The sequence below is a fragment of the Sulfurisphaera javensis genome, from assembly GCF_041154675.1.
Taxonomy (GTDB): domain Archaea; phylum Thermoproteota; class Thermoprotei_A; order Sulfolobales; family Sulfolobaceae; genus Sulfurisphaera; species Sulfurisphaera javensis.
Map to the genome: position 1 here is coordinate 628,702 of NZ_AP031322.1, position 16,572 is coordinate 645,273.

Genomic DNA, 16,572 nt, shown 5'->3' on the forward strand with positions numbered 1-16,572 from the left:
TCTCATTATTTCTTATGCCTTAGAGCTTAAAAGCAAATATTATGGTAAGCTTAAGAATATGGAGCTAACCCCAAGATTACAAGATATTATTTCTCTTTTAAAGGAAAAGAAAGAAATAAATATAAAAGATCTAGCATTAGAGTTAAAAATCTCTCCAAAAACAGCTAAAGGATATGCAAGGGAACTATATCGTTTAGGATACGTAGAAATTGTAGATGAAAACATTAAATTAAAAGATGATCGACCAGTATCAAATGATGAAATAAAGAAAATTTTAGAGCTACATGAAAATGAAATAGCTAGTTTAAAGAAAGAGGTAGAATCATTAAAGGAAGAACTTTCTAAAATGAAGAAATCAAGAGGAAAGACCTAAAGATAATTTTAAGACATAAATAAACCAATCTAGAATTTTTTCACTTCCTAATTTACTCTTTCCTTTACTTCTATCCCTAAAAGTTATTGGTACTTCAATAATTTTTAGTCCTGCTTTTTCAATTCTATAAACTGCACATATTTGAAACTCGTAGCCATCTGCATTTTCACAATTTTTAATTAATTCAATTGCATTTCTAGAGTAAACCCTATAACCCGAAGTACTATCTTTTACCTTTAAATGAAGTAAACTTCTTGCTAATATATTAGCACCTTTACTAATTATTCTTCTTTTTAAAGGCCAGTTTTCAATTCTTCCTCCTTCTATGTATCTTGAGCCTATGACTAGATCAGCGTTTTTTGCAGCCTCAAACATTTTTGGTAGATAAACAGGATCATGACTTAAATCAGCATCCATTGTTGCAATATATTCAAAACCTAGTTCGATTCCTTTTAAGAGTCCAAATCTTAGTGCACTGCCTAATCCTCTTTCATTCTTTCTAACAAAAACAATTGCGCCTAAACTTTCTGCTATTTCTGCAGTTTTATCTGGGCTATTATCATCAACTATAATAATTTTAGCATCGGATACATTCTCCTTTATTCTGGGTATTAGTTCCTTAAGGTTTTCTGCCTCATTATAAGTTGGAACCAGAACTCCTTTCATTGCACATTTCCCATATTTTGTCATTTAAATAATGTAAATTTATTCCAAACTTACCTTTCTTTTCAGCTAAAGCTTTCTCTTTATCCAGTATTACCTTAATAATAGCAATAGGAATGTTAGTTTTAGTCTTTACTAGAACAATATCCCCCTCTTTACACTCACAATCATATTGTACTATTCCTGGGACAAAAAGATCAGCACCATTTACAATATGTTTTACAGCTCCTTCATCAACTACAACTGAGGGAAGTTGTAAGTTATACTTTCTTATAAAGCAAAGGGTGGGGATTAAATCATCTGAAAAGAAGGAGAGAACTCCATCTATAAAATAATAAATCTCTTTTTTTTCTTTACCTACTTCTATTCTTCCTTGTATTTCTATTTTATATTTATTTTTTATTTCAGAAAGAATCTTTCTGGCTTCTTTCTCAGAAAGGAAATGTTTTTGCATTATTTTATCAACTCCTCAAATTTTATAGGCATTTTAGTTATTCTCTTTCTAATGCATTGTTCAACAGCATTTATAATTGTCGGTGTTCCAGCAATAGCTCCAGCCTCGCCAATGCCTTTACTTCCAGTCGGATGATTAGATTTGCCAATAACCTCATAATGCCATTCTATTTGTGGGACTTCAATAGCACTTGGAATAGGGTAATCTTGGAAATTAGTTGTTAAAAGTTGGCCGTTCTCGTCAAAGAAAGCACCTTCTAGTAAGGCCTGCCCTAATCCTTGTACTATTCCTCCAATAGCTTGCCCTTCAGCAAGTAATGGATTTATTACGTTACCTATATCGTCAATTGCAATATACTTTTTAACATAAACTTTTCCAGTATCATCTACTTTAATTAAAGCTAAATGAACACCAAAGGGCGTGGTTGGAGGTTGATTTACAGTATATATTGATGTAACATCTAAGCTTTCGCCCATTTTAAATGCATTTTTAACTATCTCTAGGAAGCTTATCTTATTACCACTCCTTTTATGTATAACTTCACCATTTTTATATTCTACTTCTTCTTTATCTGCATTTAGCATTTTGGCACCGACTTCTATTAGTTTTTCCTTTAATTTTTGTGAAGCTAAAAGAACTGCAGAACCTCCAATAGTAACTGTTCTACTTCCCCACGTACCAATTCCATCTTCAATAATTTCTGTATCTCCCCATCTAACTTCAATTTTTTCTATTGGTAATTCCAATATATCTGCAGCAATTTGAGCGAATGCTGTAGCATCTCCTTGGCCATGAGGTCCTGTTCCCGTTATAAGAGTTACTTTACCATCATATTTTACAGAAATTCTAGCAACTTCCCAGGGACCAAAGGCAGTAATTTCGGTATAGGCTGTTATTCCTATGCATCCGTCCTCTTTTTTTAGTTCATCATAATATGGTTTAGCTATTTCAAGTAGTTTCTTTATGTTTCCAGAATCATAAGTTATTCCAAAAATGTTCTTATAAGGTGTTGAATCTATCGCGTTCTTTAATCTAATTTCATATTGGTCAATTCCTAATTCATTAGCTACAATATTAACTATTCTCTCAATAAAGTAAATCCCTTCTGGCCTACCAGCTCCTCTATATGACTGTGTTGGGGTTATGTTAGTATGTACTGCATAAACGTCAATGTCTGCTCCTAATATTTTATATATTCCGGGTAACATTCTAACTGTACTTTTTACGTTTCCAGCTTCATCATCGTTAGCATCTGGATAAGGTGCTCCAAGATTTGCAATTAATGTCCCTCTTAAACCTAATATTGTACCATCTTTCTTTACTGCTACTTCAAACTTTAGCTTTTTATCTCTTCCATGGCCAGCTGAAATAAACTCCTCTGTTCTGGTAGGAATCCACTTTAAAGGTTTTCTTAGCTTAATAGCTAATTTGGCTAATGCATATTCTTCTGGATGAGCAATAATTTTACTTCCAAAAGCTCCACCAACATCAGGTTGAATAACTCTTATGTTTTCAAAACCAAGGAAGTCAACTAGATTTCTTCTTAGATAATGAGCAGATTGGGTTGAGGAATAGAAAGTTAGTTTACTTCCGTCAAAATAAGCTAATGCTCCTCTAGTTTCTAATGGTGATGCTATTACTCTTTGATTTATTAAGGTATCAGAAATAACTAAATCAGCTTCTTTAAACGCTTTTTCAACGTCTCCTCCTTTCCATCTTTCATGGTAATATATATTTGAGGATAATCCAGAATAAACTCTTATTTTATCTTCTAATGCTTTTTCGGGGTCAATTACGTAATCTAAAGGCTCATATTCTACCTCAACTGATTCAATCAAGTCATAAGCTTCATATCTATCTTTTGCTATTACAATTGCAACTGGTTGTCCTACATAGGTAGTTTCTTTTGTTGGTATAGGAAAATCTTTCCCTGGGTTTATGTCTTCCCCAGTATATACTCCCTCAGTTTTTTTAATTTTTATTCTTGCATGAGGATATTTACTTCTAACAAATGTAACAAAATGAGTTCCGGGAATTTCAATATCATCAACGTAAGTTCCCTTTCCAGTTATTAGTTTTACGTCTTCAATCCTCTTTATAGGTTTACCAATGTACATAAATAAAAATATAATGAGGAGATTTAAAATATATTTTTTGTGAAGTAGTTTTGAATATTCTTCTAAAAATAAGTTTAAAGTTTGATGATTCGATCTTAAAAACTTTCTTATGTTGTGGCAAGCATTTTTATTCTTACATCTGCATTGGGATGGGTTGAAAAAAGTCCTATTTCATTGTCACCGTATTTATAGATTACGTTTTTTAACAAATCTCCGACAACCCTATAAGCTAATCTATCGGCTTCTATTTCTTGCTTTTTTGAAATATAATTTTGTAAAAGGAATGCGAATATTAAAGCGATAAGGGATATAAAAATGTTAAATTGAAAAAGGAGGAAGGAGACTCCTAAACTGATAATTATTATAGATCTCAATTTATTATAATGATTTAGGGTAACATGTGCTAATTCATGAGCTAAAATAGCTTTTTGCTCATCCTTATTGAGGGTTAGAAATCCCTTAGTTATTACAAGATTGTTTCCAATTATATACGCGTTAATATCAGTACTATCGTCAAGTAAAACTTTCAAATTATGAAAATTAAACAAGAAGCGAAATTTTCTAATTTTTAGTCTATCAACTATAAATAAAAGAGGGAGTAAACCAAAAATAAAAATATTCATAAGTATTTTTACGCGGTATTACTATATATCTTTGCTTAAAAATAAAAAGCAGTTTCATTACACTTGACTTATTCTACTTTGAACGCTCTCTAAGCAAAAAGAGATTTAATTCTACTCTTCTTCTTTCTAATTGTGAAAGCAGTACTAATGGAAAATGGTAAAGCTGTAGTAAAAGAAATACCAAAACCAACTATAAAGGAAAAGGGAGATGTAATAGTTAAAATGAAAGCATGCGGACTTTGTGGTACTGACATAGAAAAAATATGTGGGCAATATACGGCTTCACAACCTATACTTGGTCATGAACCTACTGGTATAATAGAGGAATCAAGCGTTGATTTTCTTAAACCGGGACAAAGGGTTTTTGCTCATCATCATGTTCCATGCTATGAATGTTATTATTGTACCCATGGAAGCCCTACTATGTGTCCTTATTATAGGAAAACAAACTTAGACCCTGGAGGTTTTGCTGAATATTTTAGGGTTCCAGCATGGAATGTATTGAGAGGTGGAATCTTAGTATTACCAGATACAGTATCTTTTGATGAAGGTGCTTTTATCGAACCTCTAGCTACTGTAGTTAGGGCACAAAGGAGAGTGAAAGTTAACAAAGGTGATAGTGTTTTAGTTGTAGGAGCTGGACCAATGGGTTTATTACACGTAATGATGGCAAAGGCTAATGGAGCTGGAGAAGTAATAACTTCAGATGTAGCTGATTATAGAATTGAGTATGCAACTAAAGTTGGTGCGGATTACTCATTAAATGCTAGAAAAGTTGATGTTCCTACTGAAGTTAAAAAGTTAACAGATGGAAGAGGAGTCGATGTTGCAATAATAGCTTCTGGTTCCCCTTCAGCAATATTGTCTGGCTTACTATCGGTTAGGAAAGGAGGTTATGTTTTACTCTTTGGTGTTCCATACAAAGGTACAATATTAAATTATGATATAAGTGAACTACTTAATAACGAAATTTCCATAATCTCAAGCAATGCAGCAGTAGAAGAAGATACAAAGGAAGCATTACAACTTATATATGAGAAAAGAGTTGATGTAAAGAAATTAATTACACACAAATTCCCATTAGAGGAATTTAATGAGGCCGTAAGGATAGCTAAGGAAGGAGAGGCCATAAAGGTAATAATATATGATTGAAATCATTAAGATGAAAAGAATGAGTGTAACTTTAAATATTTTTAACGCTATTTTAACGTCATTTTCATTTGGTAAATTTCCTCCTCCAACAGAATAGTAACCAATTTTTTCTAATTTTACATTTAAAATTGCTGAAGCAAATGAAATAGGGTACCTAGCGTTTATACTCTCAATATTACTTTTCTTTAGAGTTTCTATTGTATTTCTAGGTTTAAAACCAAGTAAATAAGCTGAGATTAACATAAGAATTGCTGTTAATCTCGCCGGAATATAATTTAATATTGTATCAACTTTCGCAGAAAACCATCCCTCTTTTATCAATTCTGGCGTTTTATATCCTACCATACTGTCCATAGTGTTTGCTAACCTTTGAAGTAAAGCACCAGGATAACCTAAGATAAGGAACCAAAAAATAGGTGAAGTAATTCCGTCCACCAAACTCTCAAACAATGATTCGATTACTGCTGAAGCTACATGAGGATCGTCAATTATATAAACGTTTCTCCTAACTAATTGTTGAGCATATTTTCTATTTTCTAAGTTAATAGGAATTGATTTTCTGACTAGTGAATAAAGTAATCTTATTGAAAATGTGGTTTTAAGGAATAATACAAGTAGTATAATCTGTATTAATTTATTAGGAATGTATAACGGAAAGAGAAGAAATATAAGAACTGGAATTACTGAAGTAATCCAGATAAAAATACCGTAAGCATATCCACGATAAGGTTTAATTAATTTTTCAGAGATTTTACCAGTCCACACTACTGGGTGTATAAATAAAGGTGGCTCTCCTATTAAAAGATCAAGTAAAATAGCGAGATAAAGAATGGGTAACAACTTCTTTCAGCTATTAAAAGGAATAAAGGAAATGATAAAGTTATTATAGCTCCAACAAGATCACCAGAACTTCCCTTTAACGTTTTATAACCTAGGAAATAGAAGAGAAGGAATAGAAATAAAAATGAGATAATCACTAAAATATTTCCTATTAATGCTATCTGAATTAAGAGACTAATAATTTTCCATTTATTGTTTAATCTTTCATGGAAAACTCTACCCATATAACTACCTTCCATTGGTTTCATTATAGAAAGTATAAGAATTCCTAACCCTCTACTCTCAACTTCAGCAATTAGCAATGGAAAGAAACTCAAATTTTTCATAGATAAAATCACAGATAAAAAGAGCGAAAGATAAACCAGAAATAATCCGATGCCTCCAGCTCCTACCTCTACGTCATGTAAAGCCTTTAATCTTTTGTTGTAATCTTTAGTCATTAAAGCGTCTCCGAAATCAAGAAGACCATCAAGATGATGAAAACCTCTTATTATTTCAACTGTAGGTATAAGAAGAATAAACCCATAATTTCCAAGGACTTTAATACTTACATATAGTACTGTATAGTCTATTAATGCTGTTACTAAACCAACGAGTATAGGTGAAATAAAAGCCATATTTGCTGTCTCTTCTAATGTAGCCTTAACTGAAGGAATGATAGTGAAAAAAGATATTTGAGATGCAATCTCCTTAAATACTTTCATCTTCTTGTGATAAAATGTGGCAATTATTATAGCTTCAACTATGAGTGATACTGGTAAATCTACTGTAACTACTGGGATAGTAAAGACCCTTGGTTTAACTCCAATGAAGATTCAAAATATGTCGTTGAATAGTTTTCCTACTATGGATGGAGGAGAAATAGCATTTATTCAAGCTTATCAAGCTTTTGCAAAAGGAGTTGAACCAGAGCGATATATGAATCCTATTCTATTAAAACCATCGGGTAAAGGAATAGAAGTAATTTATTTTGGTACTCCTATAGGCATTTTTTCTACTACTGAATACTATTCTAAAGTAGATTATTTATGGGAAAAAATAAGGTACTATATAAAAGAAGATCTAGTAATAGAATCTGCTGGAGGAATTGAACCTAATTTCATTGAAAAAGACGTTACTATGGTCAAAGTAATTAAGGATTTTAATATTCCAGTAATACTAGTTCTTGATATTGACAGAGGAGGTGCATTTACATCAGCATTAGGAGCATATTATACTATTCCAGAGAATTTAAGAAAGAACCTGAAAGGTTTTATAATAAATAAGTTCCGTGGTGAAGAGAAGTTATTAGAACCAGCGATAAAATGGTTAGAAGAAAAAACTGGCATGAGGTTTCTTGGGTATCTTCCTTATTTGGATGAACCCCCCATAATGCAGGAAGATTCTATGAATATTTACGAAATTGGAGAAGGAGAATTAGAGATAGGAGTAGTCTCGTATCCTTTTATGAGTAACTTTAATGAATTTTATCCTTTTCAAAAGTCAAATGCTCATTTAAGGTTTGTAAGAAAACCTTCTCAGTTAGCTAAGGTTGACCTTGTAATTTTGCCTGGTAGTAGGAATACATATGAAAGCCTAACTTGGCTAATAGAAAATGGATTTGTAGAGTATATACGAAAGAAACCAGTTTTAGGAATATGTGGCGGTTTTCAGATATTAGGCAAAAAGCTCGTTGATCCGTATGGTTATGAAACTGGTGAGAGACGAGAATACGATGGTTTAGGAGTATTCGACTTTGTTACGACCTTCGATAAAGATAAAGTTATAGCAAGAAGCTGGAGTGATATTGAGCTAAACGGATATGAGATTAGAAGGGGAAGAATCTTTTACTATAGTGATAAGCCTCTATTAACTATAACAAGGCGCGGTTTTAATGAAGTTAATGTAAAAGATGGTGCCCTTAAAGGAGATAAAATGGGATTTAGTATTCATGGCTCTTTATTTTCTAAAGGAGGAAAGAAATTACTAGAAGAACAATACGGAATAAAGATTTATGCTTCCAGTATGGAGGAAGAAATCAGAGAACAAGCTGATAAATTTTCGGCTATTTTTAAAAAACACATTTATGTCGATTTACTTAGTCAAATAAATATAGAGCAGAATTTATTAGGGTAATTTTTAATTAGATAAATCAATGGAGTTCAACCCGGAAAAGTTTATCGAGGAAATTTCACCACAATTAAAAGAGATAGTTGATGGTAAAGCTATTGCAGCTGTAAGTGGTGGAGTTGATAGTACAACAGCATCTGTTCTCTCATACAAAATCCTTGGAGAGAAAATAATTCCAATAATGATAGATACTGGTTTTCTAAGAGAAAACGAAGCTAATAATGTAAAGAATATGCTTAAAGATATTATGCCTTTACAGATAATTGACGAAAGTGAGAGATTTATATCTGGGCTTGAAGGACTCTCTGACGCAGAAGAAAAAAGGAAGAAATTTCGACAACTTTTCTATGATACTTTATCTAGACTTGTGAAGGAATATAATGCTAAATATTTAATTCAAGGTACAATAGCAGCTGATTGGGTAGAAACGCAAGGAGGAATAAAGACACAGCACAATGTTTTAGTTCAACTTGGTATAGATACTGAGAAAGAATGGGGTTTCAAAGTAGTAGAACCATTAGCTGATTTATATAAAGATGAAGTTAGGGCTTTAGCGAGATATTTAGGACTTCCAAAAGAGATATATAATAGGCAGCCATTTCCTGGTCCGGGATTGCTCGTCAGAACTGTAGGAAAACTAACTAGGGAAAAACTTGAGTTAGTTAGGAGAGCAACTGCAATAGTTGAGAGAAATTTATCTAATCTAAATCTCTCACAATACTTTGCTGTTATTTTTGAGTCTGACGCCGAATACAATGAGAAACTAAGTTCAGAAGTAGGGTGCAAAGTAAAAATTTACAAATCATTAGCTACTGGTGTAAAAGGAGATGTAAGAGCTTATGGTAATGTTGCCGGTTTAGAATGTTCTAAGGATTACGAATCTTTACGTGAAATTATGGAAAAAATAACAAAATATAATATAACTCATGTAGTGGTAAAGGTGAAGGATAAAGATCCTAATGGTGTTTACACTGTAGGGATAAGGGCTGTAATAACACAAGATTTTATGACTGCAGACTTTGCAAAAATAGACTGGGATTTACTTGAAAAAATAGCTGATGAAATTAATATACAAAAAATTAAGGAAATTGTTTATGATATTACTACAAAACCTCCAGCTACTATTGAGTATGAGTAAGTTTTTCTAGTAATTGTATCCTCTTTGCCGGATGAGGATGATCGCTTAATAGATCAGCAAATGGGCTTACTTTTATATGTTTCCAGTATTCTACAAGTTCTTGAACTTTATAAGATGGAATATTTTCTTCTACATGAAATCCAGAGAATAATAACATACTGCCTATTTGTCCATATTTCTTTTTGTATCTCTCTATAATATCAGGATCAGTTGAAAGAACTATTTTTGCTAAGGCTGTTTGCAAGTTTTTAGCACCATTAGGAACTGTTAATGCAGAATTAACATCAGCATAGGCTTCTCTCATTCTATTAAGGAATAATACAAATAAGTTAAAGACAAAACTAAATGCTATTAAAGCTATACCTACTAGAAACATTGTTCCAGAGTTATTATTTCTTCCTCCTCCACCGCCTAATAATCCTCCCCACCATAAGCTATATCCTATCCAATATAGTAAAGTTGGAATAAGACCTACTGCAAGTAATAATTCAGTATCCTTATGTTTTAGATGGCCTAATTCATGTCCTACAACAGCTTTTATCTCTTCCGGTGTTAACATTCTTAAAAGTGGCATCGTAATAGCCATGTTTTTGCCATATATTGGGCTTTCAAACGCAAAAGCGTTAGGAAATGGAACGTTAGCAATATATACTTTAGGCATGCTTATTCTATTATAATAAGCTACTTCTTGCACCAAATTGTAAACCCATCCAAATTGTGGATCTGTAGGCTCAACTTCTGTGAGATGATAAAATATTTTGATTAATGCTGGTCCAAATAACCATTGAAGAATTGTAAAGAAAGTCACTAAAATTAACGAAGCTGTAATAATTATTGGGGCATTTGAGAATCCGAAGAAATATCCTAAAATTCCATATATCAAACCAAAACCTAGTAGTACGATAGCAATAGCTGATAATATCATACTTATTCTTAATTTAGTTACTTCCCAAAACATTTCAAAAGTGATATCGAATTAATTGTTTAAATATTTTTTCATAATTGATGTTAGTTATTTCAAGTTAGGTTTGAGGAAAACTCTTATTAGTCTCTTCATCGAATATTTCACTATGGAGGAAGAGACTGTTAAAGAATATATGAAAAGCCAAGTTATTTCAATTTCTAAAGATACTTCTTTAAGTGAGATAGCAAAGATAATGACAGAGAAAAATATAGGTTCAGTTATAGTTGTTGATGGCAATAAACCAGTAGGGATAATTACGGAAAGAGATATTGTGAAGGCAATTGGAAAAGGAAAAGGTCTAGATGCAAAAGCTGAAGAAATAATGACTGCTTCTCTTATAACCATTAGGGAAGACTCTCCTATTACTGGAGCGTTAGCATTAATGAGACAATTTAATATCAGGCATTTACCAGTAATTGATGATAAGGGTAATTTAAAAGGAATAGTTTCTATAAGAGATATCGCTAGAGCAGTAGATGATATGTTTGAAACTATGGGTGAATATTAAAGTCTTTTATTCTTCCTTTTTCTTATGAAACTTAATATACCAAAAGAATGGTATGAGATACTCTTAAAGATTAGTAAAGATAAGAAAATAAATCTTTCAGCTCTATTAATTCAGATATATAATTCGTCTGAGTGTCTTAACCTTTCTTACATAGAACCTTCTAGTTATAAAAGTATCAATATTCAATGCGAGTGTAAAGATTTGATAAAACATTTAAAGTACTATTTGTTCTGTTTGCATGAATGAAAGAAAAACAGCAAGAGGTTAGACTTGTTTACACCGGGGTCAGAAACCTATTTTTACGTATAATTACCGCCCCATTGTCTTTTATATTTACATACTTGGTTGCAAAATACCTAAGTTCCTTACCTAATGGAGAAGTAGTATTTGCTTCTTGGCAGTCTTTATACGTTTTAGTTTTAGGCTATTTTACTATTCCAGCAGATATTTTTTCTACGTTAACATCAAGATATGCAAGTGAAAATAAACCTGTTGGAGGAATAATTTTCTTTAATCTCTTAATTGGTACTATAAGTAGTTTAATCTATGTCTTTCTTGTACCTTTCTTTGTTTCTGCAGTTAATTATCCAGATTATACGGCTTTTTATATGGCTTCATTAATGATAATCTCTTTTTATCTTTATAGAATAACTTACGCTATAGCCAGAGGTAAAACACCTTTAGTTATTGGTAGTATAACTATGGCTTTTCAAATAATAAGATTAGTTACTGTCATAATAGCTTTTTATGTTTTTCATTTATCCATTCTTGGTGTTATATATGCCTATTTTTTAGGCTATTTAACCCAAACAATTTTAAGTATTTCTAGAATAAAAGCAAATTTAAAAATTGATTTCAAATCAGCATTAATTACGATTAAAAAGTCAATAGTGACAGTTATTTATTATATACAACTTATCTTAGAGGCAACAATTGTATGGATAACTATAATACTTCTTCATAACGATATACCAGTTGCCTATTTTGAATCAGCTTTAATAATTTCTAATGTAGTAACTTGGTCTTACTCTTTATATGACGGACTAATTGCAAAACTTAGTGAAACTAAAGATCCTAGTGTGTTAACTACTTCATTAAATTTGTTTTTCTTCCTATCAACCCTTTGGTTAGTATTAGTAATATCTGAAGGGCACGCCTTACTTTATCATATAAGAAGAGACTATCTTACAGCGATATACTCATTAATAATTTTATCGATATCATTTTATTTACGCGGTTTATATTCTATATTTTATACCTCAATTGTAATGAAAGATAAATCATTAGGATTGGAAGACTCTGAGAACCCATTTAAAGGGATAACAGCTAAGTTAAATGGTACCAACATAAAATTAAGTGCAATTGGTGTTATTATCTCGGCTATTGCTGTTTATCTTTTGCGTGATAAATCACCAGATCTAATAGCAATAGGGATGAGCTTAGGTTTGCTTATAAATTCTTTATGGTTAACAAGAACATCATACTCAATAGCTAAAAAAGAATATAATTTTAATTTACCGAAAAAGGAGATCATTGTATCACTCCTTATCGGATTACTTCTATCTATTATATTTCTTCATTTTACTTTTGTTTCTTATACGGACATGATAATTTATGGTGCTCTAGTTTCTTTCTTGTATTTATTGTTAAGTTATTTATTTAATCCATATGCAAGAACATTCGTTAAGTCTACAATAAGAGAGATAAGAAAAATTCTTATGTAGATAAGGCTACTATAGTTTATGTCTGGTTTAGAAATAAGGATGAGGAAACTTTTTGAAAGAGGAAAAGCTTTCGTTGTAGCCCTAGACCATGGTCTAGTTATGGGTCCATTAAAAGGAATAGAGAGAGTAGGTGAGGTTGTTAGAAAAATTGCATTTAATGGCCCAGACGCATTGCAAATGACTCCCGCAATGGTAAAACTTGTTAAAGAAAATTTCTTTTCTAGAGCATCGCCAATGTTAATTGCTAGATTGGATACAGCTAACGTATGGAGACAGCAATATAGAAAATATGAGAGTGGTTATTACTCAGCTGTATATACAATTAGAGACGCTATTGAAGCTGGAGCAGATGCTGTTGTAACTTATCTCGTAGTAGGATATGGGGAAGATCAAGTTGAAGGAGTTAATTTAGATACATTAGCTATACTAAGGAGAGAAGCAAATGATTATGGAATCCCATTTATCATAGAGCCATTGTTCGTTTCTCCAGACAATCCAGACTCAATTAAGGACCCCGAACTAGTAAAATATGTTACCCGTTTAGCTTCAGAAATAGGAGCTGATATTTTAAAAGTAGACTATACTGGAGAAAAAGAAAGTTTTAAGAAAGTTGTTGATGTAGCTTTTGCGCCAATTTTAATTAGAGGAGGCCCTAAGACCAGAAATGATGAAGAATTTCTTACAATGCTAAAGGATGCTATTGAGGCTGGAGCTTCTGGTGTTACAGTTGGTAGAAATCTATGGCAAGCCAGAGAACCAGATAAGATGGCTAGAGCTATTTCAGCCTTAGTTCATGAAAAGAAGAATGTTGGAGAAGTTTTAAAAATGTTAGAATAGACGTTTTTTTAATGAATAAAATTACTTTAGTTTCGATTATAGTTCTTGCTGTTGCCTTGGCAATTTATACATATTACACAGTAATCACTTTTGGTCCGGTTCAAGGGTATATAGGTGATGAAGTTTGGTATCCTACAGCAGCCTATAACATCTTGAAGTTTATATTTCACGTTCAACCTCCAATGTATTTTCCTTATTCTAATGAGCAGAATATTCAAACTTATATAAATCCAGAACACCCACCCTTAGGCAAGTATTTTATGGACATATTTATTTTGCTTTTAGGTTATAAACCAATTGCATGGAGAATACCAAGTTGGATTATGGGAGATTTAACTGTTATAGTTTCTTTCTTATTAACTAGAAAACTGGTAGGAAATGATTTATGGGGTAATGTTGCTGGTTTAGTTTCTGCTGCCCTAATAATGCTTTCACCAAACATATGGGTAATTCATGGTATAGCGATATTAGACGTCTATGTAGGATTCTTCTCTCTATTAGCAATGTATTTACTCCTTTCTGATAATAAACTTTTATGGGCTTCAGTTGCCTTAGGCTTAGCTTTTGCTTCTAAAGAAAGCGCATTTCCTTTACTTTTACCATTTTTATTTTACGTTGGTGAATTAAGGAAAAGCCCAATACAACGTGCTGTTTATGGTATAGGAATACCGGCGGCTACGTTCGCAATAGTTTCTATTCCGATAATGGTATATTTTGGAAGTTTAGATGCGTGGTTCCATAATTCCTTTTTGTACATGTTAGGTTGGGATGCAACAAATGGCCATATAGCATTATCCGCTGTTACTCAAATCTCGACTCCTTGGGACTGGTTTTTAGATGTTCATCCTTTTTATTTAGGTTATAATTTTTACGCCTCAACGAATCCACTGATAATGTGGTTATGGGTGGCAACAACTCCTATTGCATTTGTTCTAAAAGATACAAAGTTGATCACTTTAACAATGGCAGCCTGGACAATGTGGATAGCTTTTGTTGCAGTTTATTTCTTAGGCAATCACACTTTATTTAGTTTTTATGTAACTGATTTTGCCCCTATATTAAATACTTACATAGCAGCCTCAATATTTAAATTAATAAAGAATATAGATTTAAAGAACGTGGTAAAAAATGGTAAGTAAAGCTGTAATAACTGCTGCAGGAAAAGGAAGTAGAATGAAATATATTACATCTGTTTTGCCTAAAGCATTATTACCACTATTTATAACTGAAGATGGAAAAATAGTTATGAGACCAGTTATAGATTTAATCATGGATTCATTACAAGAGGCAGGAGTAAATAAGTTTTGCATAGTTGTAGGTAGGCATGGAAAGCTCTTAATGGACTATTTATTTGAAAGAGGAGTGACATTTGTCTTTCAGCCCGAACCCAAAGGGTTTGGTGACGCTGTTTTGAGGGCTGAGGATTTTTCGAATAATGATCCATTCTTTGTTCATGCGGATGATGGTGTATTAACTGGAGGATACAAAGAAGCAAATTCTCTTTTTGAAGAAAATAAACCAGATGCTATTCTTCTAGTAAGAGAAGTTAATAATCCTAAAAGATATGGTATAGTATCTGTAAAAGATTTAGGTGAATATAAAGGACATAAGTTATTTAAGGTTTTAGAAGCTCAAGAGAAACCAAATGAACCTAAAAGCAATCTTGCTATCTCTGCTGTTTACGTATTTTCTCCTAAGATCTTCAATGGTTTAAAAAGCATTAGGGTTGAAGAAGGGAAGGAATTAGAATTAACTTATGGTATTCAGCACATTATAGAAAATGGAGGAGAAGTGTTTGCAATAAAACTTGAAAATGAGAAGTGGCTTAATGTTGGAGATCCTCAGAGTTATTATGAGGCTTTGAACTACTCATATAAGAGACTAGGAAATATAGAAATAAAAAGATAATTATTTCCATTTAGTTTTAGGTAATATAGCGTGTTTAAATCTTTCTAATCTTTCCTTATACGGCAATAAATCTTTTATTATATTTTTAATCTCATCTCTTAAATTTTTCTTAGGATAGAATCCTAAAGAGGGTAAGACTTTCCTTTCTGGGTTATAATAGTGTTCTTCTGCCTCTACTCTTGGGTTTGGTAATGGGCCAATTTCTACGCTTAATCCTAATTCTTCTCCAGCTTTTTTAACCATCTCGGCAATTTGTTTAACACTATAAATTTCAGCAAATTGGTTAGCTACTCTATACTCTCCTTGGTTCGGTGGGTGTTCTAAAAGAAGTGTTAATGCCTCCATACTATCTTCTAATGATATAAACCCTCTAGTTTGTCCTCCTTTTCCGTAAACTGTTAAAGGTATTCCTAAAATTGCTTGTACACAGAACCTATTAACTACTGTTCCCCAAGTTTCATCAAAATCAAATCTAGTTCTTAAACTCTCATCAACAATTTCTTCAGTTCTAGTTCCGTAAACTGGTCCTTGCATTATATCTGTTACTGTGAGTCCCCAAAGTTCATGGAAGTAAAGTAAAAAGTCAGTGTCATGAACTTTAGTCCAGTGATATACTGAGCCAGCTTTTCTAGGTACAATAATTTTATCTTTTTTACCATTGACAATTGCCTCAACATAAATGTTTTCTGGTATGTCAAAGTTTGGTGTACCGTATTCTCCCATAGTACCCATCTTAAGTATGTGAATAGATGGGTCGACGTTCTTAACGGCATAAATTAAATTCAACGTGCTTACCTCATTATTGATTACCGTATAAACAGCATGGTCTCTATCCTTCATAGAGTAAGGAGCAGATCTCTGTTCGGCAAAATGAACAATTGTGTCTGGTTTATGTCTTCTTATCACGTCAAGAAGGAAATTATAATCAGTAACGTCACCGACGTAAAAAGTAATATCAACATCAAGGTGTTTTTTTGCTTCTTTTACTCTATCTTCTGGCTTAGGTAAAGGAAATGCTGAATCAGAGCCAACTTCTTCGGAAAATCTTCTAGTAGAAAGATTGTCTATTCCAACTACTTCATGGCCTCTTTTAGCTAATCTTAATGCTAAAGGCCATCCTAAATATCCATCAATTCCTAATATTAATACTTTCATCATAATC

17 protein-coding genes are annotated in these 16,572 nt (G+C 32.3%); 9 read left to right on the top strand and 8 right to left on the bottom strand.

Going from position 1 to position 16,572, the window contains the following annotated elements; translation table 11 throughout:
• Positions 1 to 58 precede the first annotated feature (58 nt).
• The gene (locus ACAM25_RS03400) at positions 59 to 373 is read left to right on the top strand and encodes an HTH domain-containing protein (protein WP_369610937.1); all 315 of its coding nucleotides are present in this window, start codon (positions 59 to 61) and stop codon (positions 371 to 373) included.
• On the opposite strand, the gene ACAM25_RS03405 is transcribed toward ACAM25_RS03400, so the two are convergent.
• The 4 genes from ACAM25_RS03405 to ACAM25_RS03420 all read right to left on the bottom strand — a co-directional run bounded on the left by ACAM25_RS03405 (position 356) and on the right by ACAM25_RS03420 (position 4,137).
• Positions 356 to 1,039, bottom strand: a complete 684-nt coding sequence (locus ACAM25_RS03405) for a polyprenol monophosphomannose synthase (RefSeq protein ID WP_369610938.1) — start codon at positions 1,037 to 1,039, stop codon at positions 356 to 358. The genes ACAM25_RS03400 and ACAM25_RS03405 overlap by 18 nt on opposite strands.
• Positions 1,011 to 1,490 carry an RNA-binding protein gene (locus tag ACAM25_RS03410; RefSeq protein WP_369610939.1) on the bottom strand — a complete coding sequence of 160 codons (480 nt, stop codon included), beginning with the start codon at positions 1,488 to 1,490 and terminating at the stop codon, positions 1,011 to 1,013. Before ACAM25_RS03410 ends, ACAM25_RS03405 begins: the two co-directional genes overlap by 29 nt.
• Positions 1,490 to 3,607, bottom strand: a complete 2,118-nt coding sequence (cutA, locus tag ACAM25_RS03415) for a glyceraldehyde dehydrogenase subunit alpha (protein ID WP_369610940.1) — start codon at positions 3,605 to 3,607, stop codon at positions 1,490 to 1,492. Before cutA ends, ACAM25_RS03410 begins: the two co-directional genes overlap by 1 nt.
• A gap of 107 nt (positions 3,608 to 3,714) precedes the next feature.
• Positions 3,715 to 4,137: a M48 family metallopeptidase gene (locus ACAM25_RS03420; protein ID WP_369610941.1), complete on the bottom strand. Its 423-nt coding sequence runs from the start codon at positions 4,135 to 4,137 to the stop codon at positions 3,715 to 3,717.
• 240 nt (positions 4,138 to 4,377) lie between these two features.
• Between ACAM25_RS03420 and ACAM25_RS03425 the strand changes: the two genes are divergently transcribed.
• A complete protein-coding gene (locus tag ACAM25_RS03425; RefSeq protein ID WP_369611596.1) occupies positions 4,378 to 5,382 on the top strand; it encodes a zinc-dependent dehydrogenase in 1,005 nt (334 codons plus the stop codon).
• Here ACAM25_RS03425 and ACAM25_RS03430 read toward each other — a convergent pair.
• Both ACAM25_RS03430 and ACAM25_RS03435 read right to left on the bottom strand, forming a co-directional pair.
• Positions 5,311 to 6,222, bottom strand: a complete 912-nt coding sequence (locus tag ACAM25_RS03430; RefSeq protein ID WP_369610942.1) for a cobalamin biosynthesis protein — start codon at positions 6,220 to 6,222, stop codon at positions 5,311 to 5,313. The genes ACAM25_RS03425 and ACAM25_RS03430 overlap by 72 nt on opposite strands.
• Complete coding sequence (locus tag ACAM25_RS03435; protein WP_369610943.1) at positions 6,180 to 6,926, bottom strand: adenosylcobinamide-GDP ribazoletransferase; 747 nt, start codon at positions 6,924 to 6,926, stop codon at positions 6,180 to 6,182. Before ACAM25_RS03435 ends, ACAM25_RS03430 begins: the two co-directional genes overlap by 43 nt.
• A 16-nt stretch (positions 6,927 to 6,942) precedes the next feature.
• Here ACAM25_RS03435 and ACAM25_RS03440 point away from each other — a divergent pair, with 16 nt between their 5' ends.
• On the top strand, positions 6,943 to 8,337 hold the full coding sequence (locus ACAM25_RS03440) for a cobyric acid synthase (protein ID WP_369610944.1): 1,395 nt from the start codon (positions 6,943 to 6,945) through the stop codon (positions 8,335 to 8,337).
• Between the two features lie 19 nt (positions 8,338 to 8,356).
• A complete protein-coding gene (locus ACAM25_RS03445) occupies positions 8,357 to 9,469 on the top strand; it encodes an ATP-binding protein (RefSeq protein ID WP_369610945.1) in 1,113 nt (370 codons plus the stop codon).
• Here ACAM25_RS03445 and htpX read toward each other — a convergent pair.
• Complete coding sequence (gene htpX / locus ACAM25_RS03450) at positions 9,453 to 10,427, bottom strand: zinc metalloprotease HtpX (RefSeq protein WP_369610946.1); 975 nt, start codon at positions 10,425 to 10,427, stop codon at positions 9,453 to 9,455. The genes ACAM25_RS03445 and htpX overlap by 17 nt on opposite strands.
• Positions 10,428 to 10,539: 112 nt before the next feature.
• Between htpX and ACAM25_RS03455 the strand changes: the two genes are divergently transcribed.
• From ACAM25_RS03455 to ACAM25_RS03475, 5 genes are all read left to right on the top strand, one after another.
• Positions 10,540 to 10,941 (top strand): CBS domain-containing protein, encoded by a 402-nt coding sequence (locus ACAM25_RS03455; protein WP_369610947.1) that lies wholly within the window; start codon positions 10,540 to 10,542, stop codon positions 10,939 to 10,941.
• A 242-nt stretch (positions 10,942 to 11,183) separates the two neighbouring features.
• Positions 11,184 to 12,665 (top strand): hypothetical protein, encoded by a 1,482-nt coding sequence (locus ACAM25_RS03460; RefSeq protein WP_369610948.1) that lies wholly within the window; start codon positions 11,184 to 11,186, stop codon positions 12,663 to 12,665.
• A gap of 18 nt (positions 12,666 to 12,683) precedes the next feature.
• Entirely contained in the window at positions 12,684 to 13,502 is an 819-nt protein-coding gene (locus tag ACAM25_RS03465) for a class I fructose-bisphosphate aldolase (RefSeq protein ID WP_369610949.1), read from the top strand.
• Between the two features lie 11 nt (positions 13,503 to 13,513).
• Positions 13,514 to 14,641, top strand: coding sequence for a glycosyltransferase family 39 protein (locus ACAM25_RS03470; RefSeq protein WP_369610950.1), 1,128 nt, complete (start codon positions 13,514 to 13,516; stop codon positions 14,639 to 14,641).
• Positions 14,631 to 15,410 carry a nucleotidyltransferase family protein gene (locus ACAM25_RS03475; RefSeq protein ID WP_369610951.1) on the top strand — a complete coding sequence of 260 codons (780 nt, stop codon included), beginning with the start codon at positions 14,631 to 14,633 and terminating at the stop codon, positions 15,408 to 15,410. Before ACAM25_RS03470 ends, ACAM25_RS03475 begins: the two co-directional genes overlap by 11 nt.
• On the opposite strand, the gene agl3 is transcribed toward ACAM25_RS03475, so the two are convergent.
• Positions 15,411 to 16,565, bottom strand: a complete 1,155-nt coding sequence (agl3, locus tag ACAM25_RS03480) for a UDP-sulfoquinovose synthase (protein ID WP_369610952.1) — start codon at positions 16,563 to 16,565, stop codon at positions 15,411 to 15,413. It lies immediately after the preceding gene.
• Between the last annotated feature and the right edge of the window lie 7 nt (positions 16,566 to 16,572).